This window comes from Microcoleus sp. B6-A1, from assembly GCF_036705085.1.
Taxonomy (GTDB): domain Bacteria; phylum Cyanobacteriota; class Cyanobacteriia; order Cyanobacteriales; family Microcoleaceae; genus Microcoleus.
Genome location: NZ_JAUBTU010000076.1, coordinates 1 through 16,133 on the forward strand (window position 1 = coordinate 1; position 16,133 = coordinate 16,133).

Sequence of the window (16,133 nt, forward strand, 5' to 3'; positions counted from 1 at the left end):
CCGTCCAAAAAGGACGGGCGGGACGCCCATCCCACAATAACAATTAAAATTGTAAGTTATTTAATTCGCGATCCTTAATAAGTAAGGTATTTTTAAACCCGCCCCCACCCAGCGACAGGATTTTATTAGGGTCACACTTAACGGACACGAGACTTGAAAACTTTGTTAAGGTAGTTGATAACTGCTCGATCGCACAATCAACTCACCTTGACTGGGGTTGCGGCTGAAAATAAAAGCCCCTTCTTGAGTTTCGCCACTTGACAAAAAATCAATTTGTTGATCGCCGGATTCTACAACTTCACCGTTGACGCGCAATTCGGCAATAATTTGCACAGACTCTGCCGTTTCGCCGCCCGTGTTAGTTACTGCAAACGGCACGTAAAATTGCCCTTGAGTTTCGCGAATAGGCGTGTTGCGAGTGAGAGAAATAACCGGAGGTTCCTGCTTTTTAGTCACCCAGTTGTAGAGTACAAGCCCGGTGAGGGAAAAGAGGATCGAGCAGGCGATCGCAAATGTCACCCATTCAGCAGGCGTTCTTTTTTGTTGCTGTTCGTTATTAGTTTCACTCATACCGCCAACCTCCCCGCCGCGCCACCAACAGCCGCCGGCAGTCCTAATACTAACGTATAGTTCAACCAAATCGACCACGGATCGTCAAAACTGAGTTTGTGGAAGAAAAACATCATAAATGCAGAAGCCGCCAGCGACACTAAATAGGCCATGACAGTTTCGCTGAGGGGACGCTGAAAAATCCCTTGCTGCTGCTGCCGTTTTGCTTGATAAGTAAAGCCGGCTACAAATACAATACCGTAGGAAATTAGCAGCGAGGCGGCGATAATTGCTAATTGCCAAGGCGGCGAAATACCTGCCGCTAGCATGGGAATTTCGTCTGTTGGGGCGATGTTGAAAGCAATGATCATCGCGCCGATTAAAGTAGCGCCGATATCTGCTAAAGTTGGGTTAATATTAGGTTCGCTGTCGCTGTCGGAACTTTGATAGCGATCACCGCTCAAAAAACCGTTCGCCAGGGCTACTCCCAAGGCAAAGGGCAGGCCTTCAAAGATGATTTTCCCCAAAGTTTCTTGCAGCGGAGTCTCCGGCGTAATTTCCCTGAGCAAAAATAGGACAAAAGCGGCGCAGACAATGCCAATGGCGATCGCTTCTACGGTATCGATTGCAGCATCTAGCCAGCGGATGTCCTTAGTTTTGCGAAAACCTTCAGTGCGAGTCAGCAAGAAAACGACGAGAAAAGTAGTTGCGATCGCGATCGACATTTGCGCTGGTTTAGTATACGAACCAATCCACCAAACCTCCATCGTATAAAGCAGGGGAATCCCGAACAAAAAGCCACCCGATGCACCTCGAATGATGTCGTTTAGTTCATTAGACCACTGATTTTTACGTCTTTTTGATTTGTTCATGTTTCGGCTAACAAGCGAATTAAAAAATTGATAAATTATGATTTTTTTGACAACATTACACAGTTTGTGATTTATTTTCTAATTCCTTGATTTTGTTTTGCAACCTGGCAATTTCATCAATTAACTGCAACACTGTAATTGCAATATCTGGTCTAACTTCTGGTTGCACCGTATTGTCAATCTGCGACTGCGCCCACTCTTGCAGTTGCTTTAACTTTCCTAGTTTGCTAAAGACAGGATTGCCATCATGTTCAGCAATGGTCGCAACATCTTGACTGAATGCAGCTAACTTAGCAAATAGCTCATCCTTCCGCGAACCTGCCCAAATGCCCTGATTCACTGTGTAATATGCCTGGTTAGGAGCAATAAATGTCACATTAGGCTTAGCTAAAAAGTTATTATCTAAACCTTGTGATGAATCAAAGGTTTCGCAAACAATCTGTAATATTTGTGTAAATTCTTGCTGTTCTTCAACTGTAAGCGCACGAGCGAACAACACAGTATGAGTATGTGCAGTGATATTATTATTTGTACTTTGGCGATTTTTTGAACGAATTGTTAAATCCTTCAAAGTGTAATGTTTTTTCATTTATCCTACTTCTTCGTAAGGTTGAAACTCAGCTTTTTCATTTAAAAATTCAAACGCATTAATTGAAAACCATATTTGCTGTGCAGAGAACATCACATTGGCAATTGGCTCAATTTTAGCTTCTCCTCTACCCAACAGATAGTTTAATTCTACCACAGGCAAAGACATTTCAATAACTGTGCAGCCTAATGCCTCTAAACCGGGTGCTAGGGTAGCAAAGAACCAGGCCACTTCTGGATCGAATGCAGCATACCAACCGATACCTAATTGTATGGGCTGAGTTTGCAAAGCTAGCAAGCGAGATCCGTTTAACCCGTTATTAAGAATATCCAATGCACTCTCAATATCTGTACCGTGATAGAGTGTTACGATTGCCATAACTATCCCTTTAATAAGTGTGGTTATTTGCAATCGTCTCATAGTGTTTGCTACTAAAGAACGATATTTTTTCCTTCGATCGTGGTTAGGCATGAGTGTCCAACAACAACCTCATTCCATGTACTCCTTAAACTCTTCTAGCGGTTCGTCAAAATCATCGGACATCCAAACCATTCCTTTAGCACTCCCAGCTTTGGATGGCCAGCGCTTCTTATTAGCTGGCGGTATTCCTACCAATTTTACAACAGGCGGGTTATCTTGAGTAATCGCTACTTCTTCGCTTCTCATCGCCGCTTCGATTAATTCCAGAAGCTTTTCTTTTGCCTCAAGAATGTCTACTTGATACATAACTCGTGCCTCCGCATACAGTTGGAAATTTGAGATTTGAGATTTGCCGTGACTAATGAAGCTTGCGATCCTGTATTTTCATCAAATGAAAGACCAGATTTGTTTGACTCTATCTCGCACTTGCGCCAAATCATCAGGGGTTAATATTCCCAGTCTCCTTTCAACTAAACTTTTTTGTAACGTGTTCAGTTTATGCAAGCGAACCACTGAAGGCCGCTTTAATCCTGCTTGTTGCCATTCCTGAATTTCGACATCAAAGTTTGTACGAGTAATTTGACTGGTTATCTTGGCAACAATCATGTCTTCATCTCCTGTGTCCAACAGTACCAAACCAGGACGGCGTTTAGTTTCGGCTGCACCCGCAAAGATGAATCCGACTAGAACTAATTCTCCAAACTGATAATTAGTCATAGCTCAAATCTCATCGTAAATTGCATCTTCTTCGCTGTAATCGGCAAAGAATTGTTCGGCGGCAAGACGATGCCAATCTGTTTTCTCCTCTACTTCATCGGCTTCTGAGTTTGTTTGTTCATTCACCAGAATTATCACTCTTACATCTTGGTTGACTGCCAAGTATTTTAAAATGTCATCGGTCAAGTTTATTTTCCCTTCCGATGTAACTTTTGCTGGAAATTCGTAGGCTTTCATAATGTGAGTTTTAGATTGGTGTTTTCCCAGTTATTGCTACCTTAACATAATCTCAATTAAACAAATCCTCTTCCTCCAAATCAACCGACTGTAATTCCATATCACCAGACTGCAACTGAGCCGGAGTAGCAGGAATCGCTGCAATAATTGCATCGATTACTTTCGCCACCGGAATAATCTCCATCCCCAACTCTGGCACCGGTTGATTCTTAGGAATAATCGCCCTTTTGAAACCCAACTTAGCTGCTTCCCTCAGCCGCAACTCTAATTGGGAAACCGGCCGCACCTGTCCCCCCAAACCCACTTCCCCAAGCAAAACAGTGCGTGCATCAACCACCCGATCGCGAAAACTGGCCACAACGGCGATCGCAACTGCCAAATCCGCCGCCGGTTCGTCCACCTTCAACCCGCCCACCGTCGCCAAAATCACATCTAATTTAGATAAAGGAATCCCCACCCTTTTCTCCAAAACAGCTAAAATTTGCTGCAATCTAGCATTGTCCACACCCGTAGTAGTACGGCGCGGCGAACCAAAACTCGCAGGGCTGACTAACGCCTGAATTTCCACTAAAATCGGTCGAGTTCCTTCGCAAGTAACAGTCGTCGAAGTACCGGGAGAAAATTCATCTCTATTCCCTAAAAACAACTCCGACGGATTATCTACTTCTCGCAAACCGTGGGCTACCATTTCAAAAACACCGATTTCGTGAGTCGCCCCAAAACGGTTTTTCATTGATCGCAAAAGTCGATGAGAAGCAAAGCGATCGCCCTCAAAATAAAGTACAGTATCTACCAAATGTTCCAAAACCCTCGGCCCCGCCAAAGCTCCATCTTTCGTAACGTGACCGACAATAAATAAAGTAATATTTTCCCTTTTCGCCACCTGCATCAAAGCAGACGTACATTCCCGCACCTGAGCCACCGAACCCGGAGCCGATGTTAAACTAGCAAAATAAATAGTTTGGATGCTGTCAATCACCGCCACATTCGGTTTCAGGGCTTCCAACTCCCGCAAAACAACTTCTAAATCCGTCTCTGGAAGCAAATAGAAATTCTCCGCTGAATTGTCCTCGGAATCCCTTTTAGCTTCCCCGTTACTGCCAGATTTATGCCCGCCGTTGCTTGACAATTCAACCGGATTAGCCACGCCCAAACGCTGCGATCGCAACTTCACCTGCTGGCCGGACTCCTCCGCACTAACATACAGTATCCGATCCTTGCGGGCCAACATATTCGCCACCTGCAACAGCAGCGTCGATTTACCGATTCCCGGTTCCCCGCCAATCAACACCAGCGAGCCCGGAACAATCCCGCCTCCCAAAACTCGATCGAGTTCCCCGTAACCAGAAGGCCAGCGAGACTGAGTTTGGTCAGCAATCTGCGATAATCTGAAAGATACCCTTGGTTGACCCTTCGACTTATCAGGGGGCGAACCGCCCACTGTCTTAGTTGTCACCCCAGTTAAACCCGCCCGCGGCACACCAGCAGTAGGTTGTTCTAACTGCTCGTCAAAAGAATCCCACTTCTGACAGCTAGGACATCTGCCAAAATATTGTGGTGAATCATACCCGCATTCCCGACAAATATATTGTATTCGAGGCTTAGGCATTGTTTACTATGATAAATAGTCACCCTAACATTTAGAAAAGTCTGAGTTAAAGCAATTATCAAGCTTTCAGACCGATCGCCGCCCATGATTCAATTTGTGTCTTCTATGATAGGGTACAAAAAAATAACATTATCTGAAATGTAACTTAAGGAGTGCTCGGTAACTTGGAAAACCATAAAGAAAAAATTCTGGTAGTCGATGACGAAGCCAGTATCCGGCGCATTCTGGAGACTCGCCTTTCCATGATTGGCTACGATGTCGTCACCGCTGCTGACGGCGAAGAAGCTCTTGAAACATTTCGCAACACCGAACCCGACTTAGTGGTTTTGGACGTGATGATGCCGAAGCTAGACGGTTACGGCGTCTGTCAGGAGTTGCGTAAAGAGTCAGACGTACCCATCATCATGCTAACTGCTTTGGGAGACGTAGCCGATCGCATCACCGGTTTAGAATTGGGCGCCGACGATTACGTCGTCAAACCTTTCTCTCCCAAAGAACTTGAAGCCCGCATCCGTTCGGTACTGCGGAGGGTTGACAAAAATGGAGCATCGGGCATTCCCAGCTCTGGAGTCATCCACGTCACCAATATCAGGATTGACACCAACAAGCGCCAAGTTTACAAAGGCGACGAACGAATTCGCCTCACGGGCATGGAATTCAGCCTGTTAGAACTGCTTGTCAGCCGTTCTGGAGAGCCTTTTTCGCGATCGGAAATTTTGCAGGAAGTCTGGGGATACACGCCAGAACGCCACGTAGACACCCGCGTAGTGGACGTTCACATCTCGCGGCTTAGGGCAAAGTTGGAAGACGACCCCAGCAATCCCGAATTAATTCTCACCGCCCGCGGCACCGGCTATCTCTTCCAGCGAATTGTCGAAATTGGAGAAGTAGGATAAAGTCAGTTGGCAGTTGGCAGTTGGCAGTTGGCATTAGTTAAATTACCAACTACCAATTACCAATGACTAATGACTAATGACTGTTGACTAATGACTAATGACTGTTGACTAATGACTAATGACTGCTGACTAATGACTAATGACTAATGACTAATGACTAAATCTGATCCCAATAAAGTTTTGCGGCAATTGCCCTTAGTTGCAGGAGGGTTAGCAGGTACGCTGCTAATGGTAAACCGCTTGCTGACAGAGCAAATTACAGATTCTCAAGCTCGATCGGACGCTTTGGGAGTAATTATCAGCGCTCTGCTGATTTTAACAGGTTTGCTGTGGCAGCAGGTGCAAGCGCGATCGCCCGATTCGGTAAAACTTATCGGCGAAGAAGGTTTTGAATTTGCGCCGGATTTGCCGGATGCCGTGAAAATAGAATTAGCCTGGGCGTCGCGTTTGCTGTTGACAAATACCGCCACAAGGTCGATCGTAATTGTGTATCAGGGAAAAGTCCTATTGCGGCGCGGCATTTTAGGCATCAATCCCGAAGTCAAACCCGGGCCAATTTTGCAGCGAGTGCTCGACAAAAATAAACCAATTTATTTAGTAAATCTTAATATTTACCCCGGCAAAATTGAATTTGACTATTTGCCAGAAAATACTCAAGGAGTTATCTGTCAACCCATCGGCACCCAAGGCGTTTTAATCTTAGGTGCTAACGCGCCCCGCAGCTACACAAAACAAGATGAAAACTGGGTTGAAGGCATTGCCGACAAACTAGAAAATACCCTCAGTCAGCACCTAAATTCCTAAGTAGGGGCGGGTTCACCAACCATATAGATGGAAAACCCAAAATTCCATAAACCCGCCCCAACCCCACCAACAATCTAAATGTACATTCATATTTACCGTGGGGCGGGGACGGGTTTATTTAGATTGTTCGTCATTGTTATATATGGTTGGTGAACCCGCCCCTACGAATATTGAAATGGCTGGACTACTAGCGAGCCCAGTCAGTACCGCGCCACAGTGTAAAAAACAAAACACTAGAAATCAGCGCGCCCAGCAGCCACTTAACAGCATTTTTAAATAACCCCAAGCGCTGACTTTGCTGAACCGCAGCACTTTGCGTCTGTAACTGTTCCTTAGCCGGAGTAATTCTCGAAAGAATTTGCTCTTTCAATTGCTGTGGGTTTTGCGTATCCGCTGGTACCCCCAAACGAGTAAGTTCCCCCGCCAAATTCCTTAAATCTTCAGGACTACCCTTATTCAGCCGTTCTTCCACCTGCTGCAACTGAGCTAATTGTTGGTTTGCTTGAGTAGTAATTTGCTGGTTGTTTTGGTTGTTGACGTAGATAGTGCCAAAAATTCCCAAAGGCAGCATCAACAGAAAAACCAGACCTAGCAGCAGACAAACCCAAGACAAAACCTTCAAAAAAACTTCTTCCAAACCTCTGCGGTCGTACCCTTCGCCAAAAAATATCAGCGCCATTGCCAGTAAAGGAACGGGAACCCGTTCCACTACAGCCCCAATCGTTTGCAATTCCCAGAGGCGATTGCCAAAATTTGCTGGTATAAGAGTTGCGATCGTATCTAATACAGACAAAATTAATAGACCGTAGCCAATCCAACGCAGTCTGTAGATAGAAAAACCTTGTTCGCCTTGTAAGTCATTCATAAAATAATCAGAGTTGTTGTTAAGAAAAATCTCTCTTGACGCCGCCCAAGAACGGATACAAGCCCCCGACAACAGTCGTGGAGAGTCAAACATTTTAGACTTTTGTCCCAGCTTCCCGATTCACCTGTGGAGTAAATCTAAAAGCTAAAAGCTAAAATCGACTGAATCGAGTCAAGGCTCGGGGAATCGCGGCTGCCACCACTCATACCAAGAAACCCAAGCATTCTCTAGAATTTTTTTGGCATCTTCTGGAGTTGTTTTATCCAAAGGCACAGACATCTGAGTCCACAAACAGCGCCGGTCTTGAATATTTCCCCTACCCAACAACCAAAACAGAATACGGTTTGGCTGCCAATCGCGAGTATTTCGATTATATCTAAACTGTTGGGAAGTTACTGTAGCACTGCCACGAGGATTGATACACGAACTCAAATACAGTCGATCTTGCTGTTGCAAAATTCCGTGAAACCCCGCGCCTTGAATGTTTGCCAATGCTAGTTTACCAGGAGACGACTTGAGAACTGTATGTCCCCTCATCATACCTTCCACTGCCCCAATGGTGTCTACCGCATAGCGCATCTCTATTTCTAGAGCCATGCTATTTTTTTGATATTCATATTTCCTGGCAGCTTTGAATTCTGAATTGTCGCTAAGTTCGATCGGCGCGCTCTTGTTTAGTTTCCAATCGGCTAAAGGCACCGACTCGGGAAACTCAAACGGGGTGGCCACAGGCTTGCCATCCGAGGGATAGAAAACCAATTTTCCGGCAACCAACAAAACCCCTCCCAAAGTAACAGCCAACAGGGAAAGCCTAAGTGGTTTCCAAGAGGTAATAGCCATTAGCAATTCTGTCCTTCCTTATTTTGGGGTTGGTCTTTCAAAATTGCAAACCAGCAGAATAACCCGAAAATAAATACAGCAATCATCGAAAATATTACCGAACCATTTCCTTCGTGCCAGTATTTAAATGCTGCGGGTTGAGATAGCGATACCAGCACGGCTAGGAGACCCACTCGCGCGGCATTAACTACAAATGCAGTAATTATTGCCACGAATGGCAATACAATTTTCTGACCCGTAGTGGTAGGAAACATCAGTAAGAAAACCAGAGCTAGTCCTAACAATTGTAGCATCGCATTCACCCCGGAACAGCCGTGATTCACTTCCACGCTTCCCTTTTCCAGAATTAGAAAAACCCCTTTTCGCACCACGTCAAATCCTACATAGTGCAGGATGAAAGCTGAAAATTTAGCGGTTAATTGGGGGACATCAACCAATACTCCGATCAATCCTGGAGGAATAGCTGTATAGCCAAGAATTAGAAGTTCCTGCCAATATTGTTTCAGTCCTTTTGTGCCGGAAGCCAGCAATGCGAGACTAATTGCCGACAAAAAAGGCGTTGCTCTGATAAAGAAGTCGTATCCAGATATCGACGAACTTTTGAGCAATATTAAAGCAATTAACGATGTCCCAAATAAGCTGGCGAAAATTCCGCTTTCAAAAGTTAAGGATTCGTGCCTTTCCCAAATGAGAAATGCTACGACTCCCCAAAACAGTAACATTGTACCGAATAGGTCTGTGTCGTTTGTTCTGGAAGTTAGAGTTAGGTGTAGGGCAATCAAACCGGAGGCGATGCCTAACAGCCAGTATTTAGGTTCTTGGATGTGCTTGAGCCAGTTGATTTCGGTCATTGCTGCTTTGTGTTTTTCCTAAAAGCTTCTAAAATGCTTACTCTTGTAACTCTATTAAAATTATCAGCTACAAACACTTGAATTTATACGTTTCGGATGATTTTTCACTAAATCTTCACAATGATTGACAATGGCGAATGTGTGTGATAGTTACCTGCACCCAATTAATTCTGAAGTTAGGAGCAAAGACCAAAGAAAACAGGTTTTTTAACTCGGGTCGATCGCACTTAACGAAAGATTTTCCTTTCTCTAACCGGGTTTTTGCGCCGGGAGTTTAAATGTAAAGTTTGAAGGCAAGACAGAAACCTTTCTGGACGCACTCTTGAGCTGGAAAACCAGTTTTTTACTGGTTCTGGTTTTTTGTAGCCGGTGCGTCCAGGAGGAGATTAGTTAGAGTAGACTTTCCGGTAGTAAGTTTGATATTCCTCCGAAAGCAGGGGTTCCCACCACTCTCGATGGGCTAAGTACCATTCTACAGTCTGTCGCAAACCTTCTTCAACTGTTACTGAGGGAGTCCAACCTAACTCTGTTTTAATTTTGGTGGCATCAATAGCATAACGCCGATCGTGCCCGGCTCTGTCTTTGACAAATGCGATCAATTGTTCGCAAGGACGAGCGGGTAAATCAGAAGCTAATTCGTCCATTAGCTGACACAGCATTTTTACTAAATCGATATTTTTTACCTCGTTATTGCCGCCAACATTGTAGGTTTCCCCAGGCTGACCACGGTGAATAACGGCATCTAAAGCGCGGCAGTGGTCGAGAACGTAGAGCCAATCTCGCACGTTTTGACCGTCGCCGTAAACTGGCAGCGGTTTGCCCAATAGCATATTGATGCACATTAATGGAATGAGCTTTTCTGGGAAGTGATAGGGGCCGTAATTGTTGGAACAGTTGGTGATAATTGTCGGGACGCCGTAGGTGTGGAAATAGGCGCGGGCGAGGTGGTCGCTGCCAGCTTTGGAGGCTGAGTAGGGACTGTTCGGCGAGTAGGCGGTTGTTTCTGTGAAGGCTGGGTCATCGGGACCGAGACTGCCGTAAACTTCGTCGGTAGAAACGTGGAGGAAGCGCATTTGTGCTTTGAGAGATGCCTCATCAATTGCTTCAAAATGCTTGCGGAAGGCTTCTAACAGTGTGAAGGTTCCGACAACGTTTGTTTGAACAAAGGCGGCAGGCCCGATAATTGACCTGTCAACGTGGGATTCTGCGGCAAAGTGCGCGACTGTGGTGATGTTTTCTTCTTTGAGCAAGGTATCGACTAAGGTACGATCGCAAATATCACCCTGCACAAACCGAAAATTTTCGCCTCCTTCCAAAGTTGCCAGGGTTTGTCGGTTTCCGGCGTAGGTTAAAGCGTCGAGTACGACTACTCGATCGCCCGGATAGCTTTTGCACCAGTGATGGACAAAATTCGAGCCGATAAATCCAGCCCCCCCCGTCACCAACAATCGGCGAGGGGCTCGCTCAATGCCTTGAGTCGCGTTGTCTGTCATAAAAATAAGAGTTATTCCAATAACTAAGCCTTTACAAAAGTAGCCTTAAAAGTAGTTTGTCACCAAGTGTTTGCCGCTCTGTAATTAAATTTTCTACTGTCTCACCTCAGATTTTCTTATTTGGGCGCGATCGAACTCTTGGCTCACCTGACTGGAAATTATACCCCTGTCTTAGTCCAAACGCTTACATATCAAACATGGCAGATTTTTTAGCGGGCAATTTTAAATTTGAATTGCGTGAGGCTATAGCTGACTTTTGCGATCGATCCTCGATATGGGCGGCGGGCAGAGTTGATACTTTTGTAAAGAGCTGTTACCATTAATTTTTTAATTATCCTTTACAATCTCCCGAGCAACATGAAGAAGTTTCAAGTGTTAGCTGGCATTGCTTCCGTCGTCGCGATCGCAAGCAGCATCGCCATAGGTGACGCCGCATCTGCTTTCCCCTGTTCCTACAGCAAATCTGGCGCTGCTAAATCTGGTTCTGCGACAACCCTCCTAGGTTCCGGCGGCTCGGAGCGCATTAATCCGTGGAAATCATACAAAACAGCAGCTCTCGGTTTCCTCGGTTTGGCTGGAGTTTTGGGTGGCGGAGCGGCCTACATGAGCTACCGTGCCGGCAAGCGCGCCTCTGCTGCTTGCGCTGCGATGACCGATAATTTTGAAGTTTTTGAAGAGTCGGCTCCGATGGCAGATGCAGGTGTTTCTGGACACTTGGAAGTTCCGGCATTGCTCGATTTGGCGCCGGCGGGTGCTGTAGCTGAGTCAGCAAATGCGGTTGCAGTCGTTCGCGAACACCCAGAAGCTCCAGGCGGCGAGCTGGATTTGCCGGTTTCGCCAGTTGCTGAGTTGAGTTCTGAAATTGCGATCGAACAAGTCCAAAGCGCGATCGTCAAATAGTTATCTCAAACCAACATATTCGCTTAGCGCACCTCCAATCTTGCAAGATTGGAGGTTTTTTGAGTCTAAATTATCTACCCTACAATTTCTTGTCATGGCGATCGCGAAGCACTGCAAACAATAGACAGATGAATCGATCGCACACAATCTCATATTTCGGCAAAGCAAACGAGCGCTGAATTAATATCAATTAAAAAAACTCTTGCTACAATCATCAATCTCATACCAATTATTAAAAGTCGCTGCTCCCAGTCACGACAAGGCAGTATCGTTTTCCTACTGTATTTGATCCGATGGAAAACTGCGATAAAATTAGAGGAGTCAAAGCGAGACAGTAGGCAGCCGAGGCGATCGCTAAAAATACTCTTCAGATCAATCTGAGGGTAGACGGCAAGAGTTCAAATCCCCTGCTATGGTGGGAAATATAGCCCTACAGATTACTATTCTCGGTTATTATGAATGCTTGGCGCGATCGATTCAATCAATTTACAGGTCAAACTAGATTGGCAGTTTGCCGGGTGTTCGTTCACCTAACAGGCGAAGAAGTTGCACCGCTGTTAGGAGTTCTCAACCGCACCGCCAGACAAGCAATTGATGCTGATGGCGACATAGCAGTTTTAGGAGAAGGTCTTGTAGAAATTTGCAATCACCTGTTGCAGTACGATAACTACTGGCAATCAGCCGCCAATGAAGGCGATGTTTTTTGGAATGAAGGCGAAGCGGGCGATTATGTGGATGAACTTTTCATTGATTCAGCCGATCGCTATCTCAGCGAGCCTCAATACAGTACATCTGTTTACGATAAAAATTCTCCTTTGTCTTTGCCGGTAACTAGAAATGTGGTGGTGATGCTGACAGTTGCGTATGAAGGCGAAGTTCCTGCTCTAGAAACTGACCTTGCTGACATCAGTGCGCTGAAAGTCGGTTTAAAAGCCCTGATTAATTTACATTACCAAGAAAGGCTCCGAGCTGTGCAAGTTCACTTTTCTCCCGCACAGTTGGGAGACGAACTTACCAACGAGCAAGTGTTGGTCAATTTCCCCGAACTTATTCCCCTTTAAGGAAGGAGTAATTAGTTATTAGTTATTAGTTATTTGCGGTGCCCAGAGCGGAGTCGAAGGGTTATTTGCTACCAATGCGCGATGCCCGATGCCCAATGCCCAATTCCCAATTACTATTTATGATGCTGCGAAAACTGACAATTTATTTAATGGCTTTAACTTTTTTGTGGACGGCAACCGGCTGCGGTTCTCCTCGCACACAAACTTCTACAAATCCTGCTGGAAATCCGAATATTAACACTGTGCGTCCTGCACCAAACAATAACTTGGCTCAAGGCCAATATCCCGTACAGCAAGCTACCTACGACGATGCTGATGGCGAATACAGTTTGATGTTGCTGAATACTCCCCCCGGCAGTCCCCCAGTTTACCGCACTAGGGATTTGCAAATGGCTCGCTTAACAAATGAAGAAATATCGGCAGGCAAGAAAAGTTATCTAAATGTGGATAACAATCAAGCGGTTTTGCATTTGACAGAAGATTTTAAAATTGAGTACGTTCACAACGTTACCGAAACTGTTCCTAATCCTCAAACAGGTCAGCCACAAACCGTAGTAGTGCGGCAGCAATCTGGCTTCTGGGCACCGTTTGCTGGAGCTGTGGCCGGTCAGGCGATCGGCAGTTTGTTATTTAGACCGCAATATTATATGCCGCCAGTCTATCAGCCGGGAATTATGACAGGATATGGCGGCTATGGCAATACTTACGGCCAAGCTGTTAACCAATATCAAACTCGCTACCAAACTCCGCCTCCGGCTGTGAGAAACCGTCAAGTTTTAAGGACGACTGGCCGCTTGCGATCGCCCACATACAACCAGCCAGTAAGACCCTCAGCACGGCCAAATGGCAATCGATCGACCGGTTCGGGTTACGGTGGCAGCACTTTGAGGCGATCGCCCAACTCAAATTCCCCCCAGCAAAGGCGGAGTCCGAGTTTTGGTAGTGGCAGGAATTCTCGTCAACCGAGTCGCAGTCGTTCTTTTGGCGGCAGAAGGCGTTAAGAATATCATGTTTCAAACTCAGGCCAAATGTATCCTGGCCTTCGATCATTGCTAATTCGAGGATTCCACTCTGGATTTATCGTCAGCAATTTAGGCCAGGGCTGTAAATCATTTGCCCTCAATTCCTGATGATAAAATCGGACGATCTCTTTGAAAAATTTCAACCGCAAAGGATGCAAAGTAAGAGATATCGCTATTATTTATGAGATGTGCCTGTACGTTTCAACTGCCACTCATGCGCCCTTCTTTTTGCAGCCTCGATACCACTTTTAGGTAGAAGTTCACCACGCCAGGGTTTCAGTGCTTCTGGATTTTCCACCACCCAATATTCATCAGCCCCATACCCCTCTTTTTTTTCTTCTTTTTCTTTTTTTATAGCTTTCTTCGCATTGAGCGATCCAATATGACCATTTACGGACGGTTCACCGCGCTTTTGCAGCGCTAACCCTCGCTTAATTTGATCGGGTTTAATTTTTGGCCAAATCTCTAAACATCGCTTAAGCATCAAATCCGTAGTGTAGTGCAGCCAAGGAGATTTACCAGAAGCCAAACCACAATCAAATTCATAATAATATTGAATACCCAGTTCAAACTTCTTGACAGAGCTTCCAAAACGATCGAAACAAGAGTTGATAATCTTATCTAAAATCGCCAGTCCAGACTGCTCAATAGTTAGGTCAAATCTCTGCCATTCATTATTTTGAATGTAAAGGCAGCGAAAAATATATAGCGTCTCAATAACTTTTGCAGTAGGTTTTCTTTCATTTAGCCGTTTTTCTAATTCTAAGTTAGTCATAAAGAGATCGAAGAGATCAAGCATTTTGCCAGAGCGTTCATTTTTTTGATTGTCATACCAATAACCTTCACTTAACCTAGAGTAAACCCACTTTAACTCCATCTTGACTTCCTTGAGCGTGGGCGGACAATTGGTCGTAATTGAGTACGAGGGCAAATCCAAACTTTGAGTGAGACCAATCGAGATTGGATTTGGTATTTGCAGCTTTGCCAAGCCACCAAATAACGTCAACTCCTGCATATAAGTAATCCTCTGTTCGTTTTTCAAGTTCTTCAACTGTTATTGAAGCTAGTTGGCACTCGTGAGCGACTATCCACCCGTTAGGAAACTTTGCTACAACATCAGCAATCCGCCTTACTTCAGGAATAGGAAACTCATATTCTATTTCGGCAAGGCTGTACTCTGGCAGTTCTGTCTTGAGAGTTTTTGCTATCAACTCTTTCCCTGCAAGATGTTCAGGACTTTCTGGATGGCTTTGGTAATCGCTTGTGCATTCTGCTTTGTGGGCAAAATGAGGTTTTTTGATCATCCCTTGCTTAATAATCATCGGACTACCACAAAGCTGACATACTAAGTCACCTGCTTGCAGTTCAGCACGAGGATTTTTCAATTTTGTAATGTCTACTCGTTCGTTAGTGCTTGCGATTTTGGCAATTAACGGCATGGTCACACCTCTAGTTAAACGATAGACAGAGAGCGTATTAAACAGTTTAAAGCCTTTCCATATAAAATGGCTATACTTAAATAAAGCATCTGTCCTTTCACGATCGGATAGCTGACATGACCCAAAGCCTCAACCCCACAACCTTACCTCCCGCCTTTCCCGATCACACCCAACTACCTGACTCCGACGGCACGTTTGTGAAAAACTTCCAAGAACATCCCCAGAGTATTCTACTCACCGACTCCCTGGAAACTACACTGCAAACCCTTCACCCCGACGGACAATATGCGATCGGGCAAGATAGCGGCATTTACTGGCGCGAAACCGACCCTCCAGAAAAGGGAGCCGAAGCACCTGACTGGTTCTACGTTCCCAACGTTCCGCCCCTAATAGATGGGGAAATTCGCCGCTCTTACGTGATTTGGCGCGAGTATATTGTGCCATTGATTGCGATCGAATTTGCTAGTGGTAATGGCTCTGAAGAACGAAACAATACTGCCTTATCTCGCTTACCAGAAGGTGTCAACCAGAAACCAGGAAAGTTTTGGGTATACGAGCAGATTATTCGCATTCCTTACTATGCGATTTACATCATTAAAACGAGTGAATTGGAAGTCTATAACTGGGTGAATACTCGTTATCGCCGTTTGCAACCGAACGATCGCGGACATCATCCGATCGACCTGATGGGAGTAGAGTTAGGTGTGTGGGAAGGTAGCTATCAAAATCAGCATCAGCGATGGTTGCGTTGGTGGGATAATCAGGGTAATTTGTTGTTAACTGGTAGCGAACAAGCTAGACTCGAACGCCTCCATACCGAACAGGAACGCCAAAGGGCCGATCGCGCAGAACAAACCCAACGGGATGCGATTCCCCAACTGCTGGCAATGGGTTTAACCGTAGAGCAAGTGGCTCAGGCGCTGTCGCTGTCGGTGGAAGATGTACAGAGATTGGGCTGACAGTTAACTT

The 16,133-nt window shown here is 45.4% G+C and carries 20 protein-coding genes; 6 read left to right on the forward strand and 14 right to left on the reverse strand.

The genetic code is table 11. The features are described 5' to 3' along the window. Window positions 1-165: 165 nt before the first annotated feature. The 8 genes from QUB11_RS23385 to radA form a co-directional block, all read right to left on the reverse strand. Window positions 166-570 carry a TIGR02588 family protein gene (locus tag QUB11_RS23385; RefSeq protein ID WP_333205565.1) on the reverse strand — a complete coding sequence of 135 codons (405 nt, stop codon included), beginning with the start codon at window positions 568-570 and terminating at the stop codon, window positions 166-168. After that, window positions 567-1,421: a TIGR02587 family membrane protein gene (locus QUB11_RS23390; RefSeq protein ID WP_333205564.1), complete on the reverse strand. Its 855-nt coding sequence runs from the start codon at window positions 1,419-1,421 to the stop codon at window positions 567-569. The genes QUB11_RS23385 and QUB11_RS23390 overlap by 4 nt, the downstream gene beginning before the upstream one ends. A gap of 55 nt (window positions 1,422-1,476) precedes the next feature. After that, window positions 1,477-2,010 carry a hypothetical protein gene (locus QUB11_RS23395; RefSeq protein ID WP_333205563.1) on the reverse strand — a complete coding sequence of 178 codons (534 nt, stop codon included), beginning with the start codon at window positions 2,008-2,010 and terminating at the stop codon, window positions 1,477-1,479. Further along, window positions 2,011-2,388, reverse strand: coding sequence for a hypothetical protein (locus tag QUB11_RS23400; RefSeq protein ID WP_333205562.1), 378 nt, complete (start codon window positions 2,386-2,388; stop codon window positions 2,011-2,013). A gap of 111 nt (window positions 2,389-2,499) precedes the next feature. Next, window positions 2,500-2,736, reverse strand: coding sequence for a type II toxin-antitoxin system prevent-host-death family antitoxin (locus QUB11_RS23405; protein ID WP_333205561.1), 237 nt, complete (start codon window positions 2,734-2,736; stop codon window positions 2,500-2,502). 81 nt (window positions 2,737-2,817) lie between these two features. After that, window positions 2,818-3,147 carry a type II toxin-antitoxin system PemK/MazF family toxin gene (locus QUB11_RS23410; RefSeq protein WP_333205560.1) on the reverse strand — a complete coding sequence of 110 codons (330 nt, stop codon included), beginning with the start codon at window positions 3,145-3,147 and terminating at the stop codon, window positions 2,818-2,820. 3 nt (window positions 3,148-3,150) lie between these two features. Next, a complete protein-coding gene (locus tag QUB11_RS23415) occupies window positions 3,151-3,384 on the reverse strand; it encodes a hypothetical protein (RefSeq protein WP_333205559.1) in 234 nt (77 codons plus the stop codon). Window positions 3,385-3,436: 52 nt separating this feature from the next. After that, on the reverse strand, window positions 3,437-4,993 hold the full coding sequence (gene radA / locus QUB11_RS23420) for a DNA repair protein RadA (protein ID WP_333205558.1): 1,557 nt from the start codon (window positions 4,991-4,993) through the stop codon (window positions 3,437-3,439). Between the two features lie 164 nt (window positions 4,994-5,157). Between radA and rpaB the strand changes: the two genes are divergently transcribed. Together rpaB and QUB11_RS23430 are read left to right on the forward strand one after the other, a co-directional pair. Beyond that, window positions 5,158-5,889, forward strand: coding sequence for a response regulator transcription factor RpaB (gene rpaB / locus QUB11_RS23425; protein ID WP_071587789.1), 732 nt, complete (start codon window positions 5,158-5,160; stop codon window positions 5,887-5,889). A 153-nt stretch (window positions 5,890-6,042) separates the two neighbouring features. Continuing rightward, window positions 6,043-6,693, forward strand: coding sequence for a cofactor assembly of complex C subunit B (locus tag QUB11_RS23430; protein ID WP_333205557.1), 651 nt, complete (start codon window positions 6,043-6,045; stop codon window positions 6,691-6,693). A gap of 187 nt (window positions 6,694-6,880) precedes the next feature. Here QUB11_RS23430 and hpsJ-A read toward each other — a convergent pair whose 3' ends face one another. The 4 genes from hpsJ-A to rfbB form a co-directional block, all read right to left on the reverse strand. After that, window positions 6,881-7,651 carry an HpsJ-like protein, cyanoexosortase A-associated gene (gene hpsJ-A, locus QUB11_RS23435; protein ID WP_333257236.1) on the reverse strand — a complete coding sequence of 257 codons (771 nt, stop codon included), beginning with the start codon at window positions 7,649-7,651 and terminating at the stop codon, window positions 6,881-6,883. 78 nt (window positions 7,652-7,729) lie between these two features. After that, entirely contained in the window at window positions 7,730-8,398 is a 669-nt protein-coding gene (locus QUB11_RS23440) for a cyanoexosortase A system-associated protein (RefSeq protein WP_333205555.1), read from the reverse strand. Then, the gene (gene crtA, locus QUB11_RS23445) at window positions 8,398-9,249 is read right to left on the reverse strand and encodes a cyanoexosortase A (protein WP_333205554.1); all 852 of its coding nucleotides are present in this window, start codon (window positions 9,247-9,249) and stop codon (window positions 8,398-8,400) included. Before crtA ends, QUB11_RS23440 begins: the two co-directional genes overlap by 1 nt. Before the next feature lie 386 nt (window positions 9,250-9,635). Next, entirely contained in the window at window positions 9,636-10,742 is a 1,107-nt protein-coding gene (rfbB, locus tag QUB11_RS23450) for a dTDP-glucose 4,6-dehydratase (RefSeq protein WP_333205553.1), read from the reverse strand. 357 nt (window positions 10,743-11,099) lie between these two features. Between rfbB and QUB11_RS23455 the strand changes: the two genes are divergently transcribed. The 3 genes from QUB11_RS23455 to QUB11_RS23465 all read left to right on the forward strand — a co-directional run bounded on the left by QUB11_RS23455 (window position 11,100) and on the right by QUB11_RS23465 (window position 13,704). Then, entirely contained in the window at window positions 11,100-11,642 is a 543-nt protein-coding gene (locus QUB11_RS23455; protein WP_333205552.1) for a hypothetical protein, read from the forward strand. Between the two features lie 455 nt (window positions 11,643-12,097). After that, on the forward strand, window positions 12,098-12,703 hold the full coding sequence (locus tag QUB11_RS23460; RefSeq protein ID WP_333205551.1) for a DUF1517 domain-containing protein: 606 nt from the start codon (window positions 12,098-12,100) through the stop codon (window positions 12,701-12,703). A 119-nt stretch (window positions 12,704-12,822) separates the two neighbouring features. Beyond that, complete coding sequence (locus QUB11_RS23465) at window positions 12,823-13,704, forward strand: hypothetical protein (RefSeq protein WP_333205550.1); 882 nt, start codon at window positions 12,823-12,825, stop codon at window positions 13,702-13,704. Window positions 13,705-13,900: 196 nt separating this feature from the next. Here QUB11_RS23465 and QUB11_RS23470 read toward each other — a convergent pair whose 3' ends face one another. After that, window positions 13,901-14,602 carry a hypothetical protein gene (locus QUB11_RS23470; protein WP_333058151.1) on the reverse strand — a complete coding sequence of 234 codons (702 nt, stop codon included), beginning with the start codon at window positions 14,600-14,602 and terminating at the stop codon, window positions 13,901-13,903. After that, window positions 14,577-15,164: a competence protein CoiA family protein gene (locus QUB11_RS23475; protein WP_333058152.1), complete on the reverse strand. Its 588-nt coding sequence runs from the start codon at window positions 15,162-15,164 to the stop codon at window positions 14,577-14,579. The genes QUB11_RS23470 and QUB11_RS23475 overlap by 26 nt, the downstream gene beginning before the upstream one ends. 116 nt (window positions 15,165-15,280) lie before the next feature. On the opposite strand from QUB11_RS23475, the gene QUB11_RS23480 reads away from it, so the two are divergent. After that, a complete protein-coding gene (locus QUB11_RS23480; RefSeq protein WP_333205549.1) occupies window positions 15,281-16,123 on the forward strand; it encodes a Uma2 family endonuclease in 843 nt (280 codons plus the stop codon). The last annotated feature ends 10 nt before the right edge of the window (window positions 16,124-16,133 follow it).